Here is a 9392-nt window from a genome sequence, read left to right as displayed (position 1 = left end):
GCCCGCCTTGACCGCGTGGTCGGCCTCGGTGTTCAGGGTGGAGGCCAGCGGGTCGTCGGTGAACTGGATCGACTTCCACGCCGGGTCCAGCACATCGGCCGGCAGCGGCTTGCCCGACAGCTCCTGCAGCTTGGTGTTGGCGGCCGCCTTCGCCTGGTCGGGGTGGGCGTTGATCCACGTGTTGGTCTTCACCGAGCCGCGCAGCACCGCCTGCACCACATCCGGATGATCGGCGAGGAACTTCTGGGAGACGATGATGTTGGTGATGACGAACTTCTTGTCCGGCCACAGGTCGGCCTCGTCCAGGAGGACCTTGCCGCCCTCGGCGACCAGCTTGGACGCGGTCGGCTCGGGCACCCACGCACCGTCGATGGACCCGGACTTGTAGGCGTCCGGGGTGATCTTGTTGTCGGTGCGGACCACCGACACATCGCCCTTGCCGCTCTGGGCGTCGACCGTCCAGCCCTGCTCGGCGATCCAGTTGAGGAAGGCCACGTCCTGGGTGTTGCCCAGCTGCGGGGTGGCGATCTTCTTGCCCTTGATGTCCTTGAGGGAGGTGACCTTGTCCGGGTTGACGACGAGCTTCACGCCGCCGGACGCGGAACCGCCGATGATCCGCAGGCCCTTGCCGTCGGTGGTGCTGTAGCCGTTGATCGCGGGCGAGGGACCGATCCAGCCGATGTCGATCGAACCCGAGTTCAACGCCTCGATCTCCGCCGGCCCCGCGTTGAACTGGGAGTAGGTGGCCTTCGTGCCGCCCAGCTCCTTCTGCAGCAGCCCCTCCTGATCGCCCACGAGCGCCGTGGCATGCGTCAGGTTCGGGAAGTAGCCGATCCGCACGGAGTCGAGCCCGTCGACCTTCTTGCCCACGGCGGCGACCTTCGACGTGTCACCGTCCTTGGCCTCGGACCCGTAGCCACAGGCGGTGGCGGCGAGCGCGAGAAGGGGCAGAGCGGCTACGGCGGCGAGGCCGCGGCGCAGCTTGCTTCGGGTGGCAGGCACGGGAGGTGTTCCTCTCGTCGGCCCGGCGGTCACGTCTCTCAGGTCGTGGCCGGGAGGTCGGCTGGTCTTCGCTTTCGCAGGCGGTGGGGAGCGATGACGCACAGACAGTGCGCGTGCTCAAGCCCCACTGGGGCCGTCACCTCGCCGCACATCGCGCCACCCCGCCCTGCCCGCTACCAAGCGCGCCGCTGCCGACGCGGCCGCCCTCCTTCGCGAACGTGGAGTAGAAGTCGGTGGAGTGGAAGCCGGGGGAGTCGAAGTCGTGGGAAGCCATGTCAGAAGTCCCAACCGTCGTCGTCCGCCTCGGCCTTGACCGGCTCCGGAGAGGCGAAGGACTCGCCGACCATGCCCGCGGTGAGCGTGGTGCCGTCGGACGGGTCGATCAGGATGAACGAACCGGTGCGCCGCGAGTCGGCGTACGAGTCGACGGGCAGCGGCTCGGCCGTACGGATCTTGACGCGGCCGATGTCGTTGGCGTCCAGGTGGCCCGGGTGCGGATGCAGCGACAGGTCGTCGAGCGTCAGCCGGGACGGGATGTCCTTGACCAGCGCCTTGACCGTGCGGGTGCCGTGCTTGAGCAGCACGCGGTGGCCGATGGTCAGCGGCGCGTCGGCCACGTGGCAGACGGTCGCCTCGATGTCCTGCGTCGTCGCGGGCGCGTCCTTGGTCGGCACGAGCAGGTCGCCGCGCGAAATGTCGACGTCGTCCTCCAGGAGGACGGTCACCGACTGCGTCGTCCAGGCCACGTCGACCGGCTCGCCGAGCAGGTCGATCGCGGAGATCCGCGACGTACGGCCGGAGGGCAGCACGGTGACCGACTCGCCGACACGGAAGGCACCGGCCGCGATCTGGCCCGCGTACCCCCGGTAGTCCGGGTGCTCGGCGGTCTGCGGACGGATCACGTACTGCACGGGCAGCCGCGCGTGGCAGGTCGTGAGGTCGTGGCTGACCGGGACCGTCTCCAGGTGCTCCAGGAAGGTCGGGCCGCCGTACCAGTCCATGTTCGCGGACGGGTCCACCACGTTGTCGCCGGCGAGCGCGGAGATCGGGATCGCGGTGATCTCGGGAACGCCCAGCTCGGATGCGTACGCGGTGAACTCCTCGGCGATCGCCGCGAAGACGGACTCCTTGTACTCGACGAGGTCCATCTTGTTGACCGCCAGCACGACGTGCGGGACGCGCAGCAGCGCGGCGATCGCCGCGTGGCGCCGGGTCTGCTCGACGACGCCGTTACGGGCGTCGACCAGGACCACCGTCAGCTCGGCCGTGGAGGCACCTGTCACCATGTTGCGGGTGTACTGCACGTGGCCGGGCGTGTCGGCGAGGATGAACCGGCGCCTCGCCGTGGCGAAGTAGCGGTACGCCACGTCGATCGTGATGCCCTGCTCGCGCTCGGCCCGCAGGCCGTCGGTGAGCAGCGCGAGGTCGGGCGTGTCCTGGCCGCGGTTGCGGGAGGCGTGCTCCACGGCCTCCAACTGGTCGGTGAGGACCGACTTGGAGTCGTGCAGCAGCCGGCCGACGAGGGTGGACTTGCCGTCGTCGACGGATCCCGCGGTGGCGAAGCGCAGCAGGGTCGTCGCGGACAGCTGCTCGACCGACAGCGGCACGGTGGGTTCGGTGGTGCTCGTCATGGTTAGAAGTACCCCTCGCGCTTGCGGTCTTCCATCGCGGCCTCGGACATCTTGTCGTCGGCGCGGGTGGCGCCCCGCTCGGTGAGCCGGGAGGCGGCGATCTCGGTGATCACGGCGTCCAGCGTGGTGGCGTCGGAGTCGACGGCACCCGTGCAGGACATGTCACCGACGGTCCGGTAGCGGACGAGGCGGGTCTCGACGGTCTCGCTCTCCTTCGGGCCGCCCCACTCGCCGGCGGTCAGCCACATGCCGGCCCGCTGGAAGACCTCCCGCTCGTGCGCGAAGTAGATCTCCGGGAGCTCGATGCCCTCGCGGGCGATGTACTGCCAGACGTCCAGCTCGGTCCAGTTGGACAGCGGGAAGACGCGGACGTGCTCGCCGGGCGCGTGCCGACCGTTGTAGAGGTTCCACAGTTCCGGCCGCTGGCGGCGCGGGTCCCACTGCGAGAACTCGTCGCGCAGTGAGAACACCCGCTCCTTGGCGCGGGCCTTCTCCTCGTCCCGGCGTCCGCCGCCGAAGACCGCGTCGAACCGCTCGGCCTGGATCTTCTCCGTCAGCGGCACCGTCTGCAGCGGGTTGCGCGTCCCGTCCGGGCGCTCCTTGAGGGCGCCACGGTCGATGTACTCCTGCACGGAGGCGACATGCAGCCGCAGCCCGTGCTTCTTCACCGTGCGGTCGCGGTACTCCAGGACCTCCGGGAAGTTGTGCCCGGTGTCCACGTGCAGCAGCGAGAACGGCACGGGAGCGGGCGCGAACGCCTTGAGCGCCAGGTGCAGCATGACGATGGAGTCCTTGCCGCCGGAGAACAGGATCACCGGCCGCTCGAACTCACCCGCCACCTCGCGGAAGATGTGCACCGCCTCGGACTCCAGAGCGTCCAGATGCGAGAGCGCGTACGGGCTGTCGGTCCCCTCCTCGGAGACGTCGGCAACGGTCGTCGTCATGCGAGACCCCTCTCGGCGAGCAGCGCGTGGAGCGCCGCCGCGGACTCCTGCACGGACTGGGTGTGCGACTCGATGCGCAGATCGGGCGACTCGGGCTCCTCGTACGGGTCGTCGACCCCGGTCAGACCCGAGATCTCGCCCGCCGCCTGCTTGGCGTACAGGCCCTTCACGTCCCGCTCGCTGCACACCTCGACCGGAGTGGCGACATGCACCTCGATGTACGCGGCCCCGCTCGCCTGGTGGCGCTTGCGCACCGCTTCGCGGCTGTCGGCGTACGGAGCGATGACCGGCACCAGTGTCTTGACGCCGTTGCGGGCCAGCAGATCGGCGAGGAAGCCGATGCGCTGGACGTTCGTGTGCCGGTCCTCGCGGCTGAAGCCGAGGCCCGCCGTCAGGAACGTACGGATCTCGTCGCCGTCGAGCACCTCGACGCGGTGGCCCTCCTCGCGCAGCCGTCCGGCCAGTTCGTACGCGATGGTGGTCTTGCCGGCGCTCGGCAGACCCGTGAGCCAGATGGTGGCTCCGGTCACTTGGTTCTCCTGAATCGTCGTCATGGTCAGCCGTGCAGTCCGCACTCGGTCTTCGCGCGGCCCGCCCAGCGGCCGGCGCGCGCGTCCTCGCCCTCCAGCACCCGGCGGGTGCAGGGGGCGCAGCCGACGGACGCGTAGCCGTCCATCAGCAGGGGGTTGGTGAGTACGCCGTGCTCGGTGACGTACGCGTCGACGTCGTCCTGCGTCCAGCGGGCGATCGGCGAGATCTTGACCTTGCGGCGCTTCTCGTCCCAGCCGACGACCGGGGTGTTCGCCCGGGTCGGGGACTCGTCGCGGCGCAGGCCCGTCGCCCAGGCGCTGTACTTGGTGAGCCCTTCTTCGAGGGGCTTGACCTTCCGCAGCGCGCAGCACAGGTCGGGGTTGCGGTCGTGCAGCTTCGGCCCGTACTCGGCGTCCTGCTCGGCCACGGTCTGGCGCGGGGTGAGTGTGATGACGTTGACGTCCATCACGGCCTCGACCGCGTCCCGGGTGCCGATGGTCTCCTCGAAGTGATAGCCGGTGTCGAGGAAGACGACGTCCACGCCGGGCCTCGCGCGGGAGGCGAGGTGGGCGACCACCGCGTCCTCCATCGAGGAGGTCACGCAGAACTGCTTGCCGAAGGTGTCCACCGCCCACTGGAGGATCTCCAGGGCGGAGGCGTCCTCCAGGTCGCGGCCGGCCTGCTCGGCGAGAGCCTTGAGCTCGGCGTCCCGGCCGCTCTCAAGGTCGGTCTGATTCTCGGTATCGGTATCGGTATCGGTCTGAACGGTCGTCATATCTCGTCCCCTCCACCGTCGTTGCGCTGAACCCCCCGGGACAGCAGCCCCAGGAACTTCAGTTGGAAGGCTCGATTGCATGCCGCGCATTCCCACGCGCCGTGCCCCTGCTCGCTGGGACGCAGGTCCTCGTCACCGCAGTAGGGGCAGTAGAAGGGCGCCGCGCGCTCACTCATGAAAGGGACTCCTCGCTGGCACGAGTAGCCCAGGTGGCGAAGCGCTCGCCGTCCTCGCGCTCCTCCTCGAAACGCTTCAGCACGCGCTCGACGTAGTCGGGCAGGTCGTCCGAAGTGACCTTCAGGCCACGGACCTTGCGGCCGAAGCCGGCCTCCAGGCCGAGCGCGCCGCCGAGGTGCACCTGGTAGCCCTCGACCTGCTCGCCCTGGTCGTTCAGCATCAACTGGCCCTTGAGACCGATGTCCGCGACCTGGATACGGGCGCAGGCGTTCGGGCAGCCGTTGATGTTGATGGTGATGGGCTCGTCGAACTCGGGGATGCGGCGCTCCAGTTCGTCGATCAGCGAGGCGCCGCGGGCCTTGGTCTCGACGATGGCGAGCTTGCAGTACTCGATGCCGGTGCAGGCCATCGTGCCGCGCCGGAAGGGCGACGGCTTGGCGGTCAGGTCGAGCGACTCCAGGCCCTCGACCAGCGAGTCGATCCGGTCCTGCTCCACGTCGAGCACGATCATCTTCTGCTCGACGGTGGTGCGCAGCCGGCCGGAGCCGTGCGCCTCGGCCAGTTCGGCGATCTTGGTGAGGGTCGCGCCGTCCACGCGGCCCACGCGCGGGGCGAAGCCCACGTAGTAGCGGCCGTCCTGCTGACGGTGCACACCGACGTGGTCGCGCCAGCGGGCTACCGGCTGGTCGGGAGCGGGGCCGTCGACGAGCTTGCGCTTCAGGTACTCGTCCTCAAGGATCTGGCGGAACTTCTCGACACCCCAGTCGGCGACCAGGAACTTCAGCCGGGCGCGCGTCCGCAGGCGCCGGTAGCCGTAGTCGCGGAAGATCGACAGGACGCCGATGTGGACGTCCGCGACCTCGTCGAGCGGGACCCAGGCGCCGAGGCGCTGGCCGATCTTCGGGTTGGTGGAGAGGCCGCCGCCGACCCAGAGGTCGAAGCCGGGGCCGTGCTCCGGGTGGTTCACGCCGACGAACGCGACGTCGTTGATCTCGTGCGCCACGTCGAGCAGCGGCGAGCCGGAGATCGCGGTCTTGAACTTGCGGGGCAGGTTCGAGAAGTCCTTGTTGCCGATGACCCGGCGGTGGATCTCCTCGATGGCCGGGGTGCCGTCGATGATCTCGTCCTCGGCGATCCCGGCGACGGGCGAGCCGAGGATCACCCGGGGCGTGTCACCGCAGGCCTCGGTCGTGGACAGCCCGACGGCCTCCAGGCGCTCCCAGATCTCCGGGACGTCCTCGATGCGGATCCAGTGGTACTGGACGTTCTGCCGGTCGGTGAGGTCCGCGGTGCCCCGCGCGAACTCCTGCGAGATCTCGCCGATGACCCGCAGCTGCTGGGTGGTGAGGCGTCCGCCGTCGATCCGCACCCGCAGCATGAAGTACTTGTCGTCCAGCTCCTCCGGCTCCAGGATCGCGGTCTTGCCGCCGTCGATCCCGGGCTTGCGCTGGGTGTAGAGGCCCCACCAGCGCATGCGTCCGCGCAGGTCGTTGGGGTCGATCGAGTCGAAGCCCCGCTTGGAGTAGATCGTCTCAATGCGTGTCCGCACGTTGAGACCGTCGTCGTCCTTCTTGAACTGTTCGTTGCCGTTGAGCGGGGTGTAGTGACCAACGGCCCACTGGCCCTCGCCGCGGTGACGGCTCACCTTGCGGCGGGGCGTTGCGGCAGCGGGATTCTGTGGGGTGGCGGCCATGGTTCTACGTCCTTCGGGACAGGCGGATGCGGCTTCGACCTGCGTGTATGCGCGCATGCGGACATACGTGCGCGTCTTTGCGCAAGGCGAGACAAAGGGGATGTCGGCAGTGCTGGGCGCGGGGTCAGAGGCCCCCGGTGCCTTGTGTCAGCAGGCCGGACAGATGGCGCTGGACATGCGGCCGAGGTCGACGTGCCGCCGACTCACCAAGGCAATTCCAGTTCCAGACATGACGGAAGCGTGTCACGGCAATCTGGACACAGTCCAGCTTCGTCCACGATGCGGACACCCTTGTCTCGATACGCGAGACAAGGGTGGTGTCGGTCACACGGCCGGTCGCGTGGCCGGGATCCGGCCACGTCCTGCCAGGTCAGCTTACGTGCGCCCCTGGCCAGGGCCCGGGTGCCGTCACGTCCGGCTCCTCCTCGACCTTCGTGTCGAAGAGCCTGAAGCCGCGGCGCAGGTAGTTGTCCATCGCGTGCTCGCCGTCCTTGCTGCATGTATGCAACCAGACGCGCTTCGTCTGTGCCCGCCCCGGCCAGCGGTCGGCCAGGTCCCAGGCGCGTGCCACGCCGTGGGAGAGGAGGTGCCCGCCGATGCGTCGGCCCCGGAAGGCGGGGATCAGCCCGAAGTAGACGATCTCCACGACGCCGTCGTCCTGCGGCTCCAGCTGTACGTACCCGGCGGGCGTCCCGCGGTCGTACGCGACCCAGGTCTCCACACCCGGCCGGTCCAGGTCCTCCTGCCACCGCGCGTACGTCCAGCCCAGCCGGTCCGTCCAGCGGATGTCGCCGCCGACCGCTGCGTACAGATAGCGGCTGAACTCGGGGGAGGGCACCTCGGCGCGGACGATCCGGACGTCGCCGTCGGGGGCGGCGGCGGGCAGCTGGTCGGCCGGGGAGACCTGCTCCAGGGACCAAGTGGTCACAGCGATGCTCATGCGGGCCAGCGAACCACGAAGGCGGGCCCCGCTCCAAAGCGGGGCCCGCCTCCACGGGTGCTCACGTTGACGGCTGTCCCGGGCCCGCTGCTGACACCCGAGGTCAGGCCGCCGGGGGCATGCCGGTCACTCCACCGAGCCGTCGACCTCCGACAGCGGGACCGCGTACAGGACGCGCTCCGGGACGGCGGGCAGCTCCCATTCGTTGTCCTTGTTCGCCGCCCACTCGGTGAGGGTCCACAGCTCGCCGGTCTCCTGCCAGTACGACAGGGACTCGGTGTGCTGCCCCCAGCAGGCGTACGACCCGCCGGGCCCGCACTTCGCGGCCTTGGCGGTGCTCTCGTTCTGCCGCCAGAGCGTGCCGTGCCGGTCGCGGGTGCCCGGCGCGTACCCCGCGTACCAGTCGGCCTTGCTCGCGCCGCTCGGTTTGTGGGAGAGGACGCCCTGCAGCCCGACGGCCTCGGTCTCGTACGCCTCGTCGGCGTTCACGTTGCCACTGGCGTTGCTGCCGAGCAGGCCCGTGCGGTCGCTCGCGGTGCTGTAGTAATAGCGCCAGACGCGGGCCGGTTCGCTGCCGCCCGAGCTGAACCACTCGTTCGCGACCAGGCTGTCCGGTGTCGACGTACGGTCCAGGGAGATCGAGCCGAAGCAGGGGACCGCGTTGTTGTTGCTCGCGGAACAGGCCCCGCCGGTGAGGTTGTACGAGCCGATGGCCGGCATCACGTACTGGTAGCCGCGTGCCGACCAGCCGCCGCTCACCTTGCCGATCTCGGTGCTGTTGACGTCGGCCTGCAGGATGCGGTTCATGTCGAAGACGAACAGCGCGTTGTTGTGATCGGCGCCGTTCTTCGCGGTGACGATCAGCTTGTCCTGGTACCAGACCATGCCGCCGACGTGGGAGCGGACCGCTCCGAAGTCCTTGCCGCCGGAGAGCGGGGCGACCAGCAGGACCCAGCGGTACCTGAGGTTCTTCGGGTCGTTCGCGTCGATGAACGCGACCCGGGCGAGGCCCTTGTCGTCGGCGGGCTCGCCCGCCTTGTGGTCGTTGTGCGTCCAGCCCGCGAGGATGACCCGGTCGGGGCCCCACTTGCCGTCGTTGTCGGCGTCCCCGGAGGTGGTGACGGACTGCGGCAGCCACTTCTGTGTCGTCGCGTCCCCGCTGTCCCAGCAGTAGGCGCGGGTGGCGGTCGGCTCGACGGGCAGGGCCGCCGACTCGGAGGCGTCGCAGTCGGCCTTGTTCCGCATCGGGTGGTTGGCGCTGTTGAGGACGGCGTCGACCCCGACGTTCCCGCCCATTCCGCTCTGGAGCGTGTCGAGCGTCGTGCCGCTGACCAGGTTCTCGTGCAGCTGGAGCTTGTTGACCTCGGAGGAGGAGGTGATCGACGTCAGCGGGCCGGGATTGTCGCTTCCGGCGGCCTGCGAGGTGCTGATGATGGTGGCGGCGGCGGTGAGGGCGAGGGCGGTCCCGGACAGCGTGGCCCGCAGGACACGCCCCTTGTTCCGGCGGCGGTGTCTGCCTCGGTACGTCATAGGTCCTCCCGTCGTCGGCCAACTGCCTCCTGCGATCCGGCGGTTGAGCGCCGGAGGCGGCAGATGTGGGGGGCCGTGGGAAGGATGGTACGTCAGAGGGTGGGTGGCCCGGTCGAATACGCCGGATTCGGTAGGGATCGCGCTTCTCGAAGCGCTGACTGTGGCCGGT

At 69.4% G+C, this 9392-nt stretch carries 11 protein-coding genes; all 11 read right to left on the bottom strand.

Annotated elements, in window-relative coordinates; translation table 11 throughout:
- The coding region (locus ACZ5VQ_RS38405; protein WP_469109023.1) for an ABC transporter substrate-binding protein at positions 1-1002 on the bottom strand (1002 nt) is incomplete at its 3' end.
- 136 nt (positions 1003-1138) lie between these two features.
- Positions 1139-1276, bottom strand: a complete 138-nt coding sequence (locus ACZ5VQ_RS38400; protein ID WP_469109022.1) for a hypothetical protein — start codon at positions 1274-1276, stop codon at positions 1139-1141.
- A 1-nt stretch (position 1277) separates the two neighbouring features.
- The gene (locus ACZ5VQ_RS38395; protein WP_055616315.1) at positions 1278-2633 is read right to left on the bottom strand and encodes a sulfate adenylyltransferase subunit 1; all 1356 of its coding nucleotides are present in this window, start codon (positions 2631-2633) and stop codon (positions 1278-1280) included.
- A 2-nt stretch (positions 2634-2635) separates the two neighbouring features.
- The gene (gene cysD, locus ACZ5VQ_RS38390; protein WP_469109021.1) at positions 2636-3577 is read right to left on the bottom strand and encodes a sulfate adenylyltransferase subunit CysD; all 942 of its coding nucleotides are present in this window, start codon (positions 3575-3577) and stop codon (positions 2636-2638) included.
- The gene (gene cysC, locus ACZ5VQ_RS38385; protein WP_361915254.1) at positions 3574-4131 is read right to left on the bottom strand and encodes an adenylyl-sulfate kinase; all 558 of its coding nucleotides are present in this window, start codon (positions 4129-4131) and stop codon (positions 3574-3576) included. Before cysC ends, cysD begins: the two co-directional genes overlap by 4 nt.
- Before the next feature lie 2 nt (positions 4132-4133).
- Positions 4134-4883: a phosphoadenylyl-sulfate reductase gene (locus ACZ5VQ_RS38380; RefSeq protein ID WP_469109020.1), complete on the bottom strand. Its 750-nt coding sequence runs from the start codon at positions 4881-4883 to the stop codon at positions 4134-4136.
- The gene (locus ACZ5VQ_RS38375) at positions 4880-5059 is read right to left on the bottom strand and encodes a PDDEXK family nuclease (protein WP_055616311.1); all 180 of its coding nucleotides are present in this window, start codon (positions 5057-5059) and stop codon (positions 4880-4882) included. The genes ACZ5VQ_RS38380 and ACZ5VQ_RS38375 overlap by 4 nt, the downstream gene beginning before the upstream one ends.
- Positions 5056-6753, bottom strand: a complete 1698-nt coding sequence (locus ACZ5VQ_RS38370) for a nitrite/sulfite reductase (protein ID WP_469109019.1) — start codon at positions 6751-6753, stop codon at positions 5056-5058. The genes ACZ5VQ_RS38375 and ACZ5VQ_RS38370 overlap by 4 nt, the downstream gene beginning before the upstream one ends.
- Positions 6754-6900: 147 nt before the next feature.
- Entirely contained in the window at positions 6901-6984 is an 84-nt protein-coding gene (locus tag ACZ5VQ_RS38365; RefSeq protein ID WP_313904670.1) for a putative leader peptide, read from the bottom strand.
- 139 nt (positions 6985-7123) lie between these two features.
- Positions 7124-7693 (bottom strand): GNAT family N-acetyltransferase, encoded by a 570-nt coding sequence (locus ACZ5VQ_RS38360; protein ID WP_362082062.1) that lies wholly within the window; start codon positions 7691-7693, stop codon positions 7124-7126.
- Between the two features lie 126 nt (positions 7694-7819).
- Positions 7820-9223 (bottom strand): hypothetical protein, encoded by a 1404-nt coding sequence (locus ACZ5VQ_RS38355; RefSeq protein ID WP_469109018.1) that lies wholly within the window; start codon positions 9221-9223, stop codon positions 7820-7822.
- Positions 9224-9392: the final 169 nt, after the last annotated feature.

This window comes from Streptomyces sp. NPDC033178 (genome assembly GCF_055577685.1).
The sequence above is the reverse complement of the archived record's forward strand: the minus strand, read 5'-3'. Positions and strand labels throughout refer to the sequence as shown.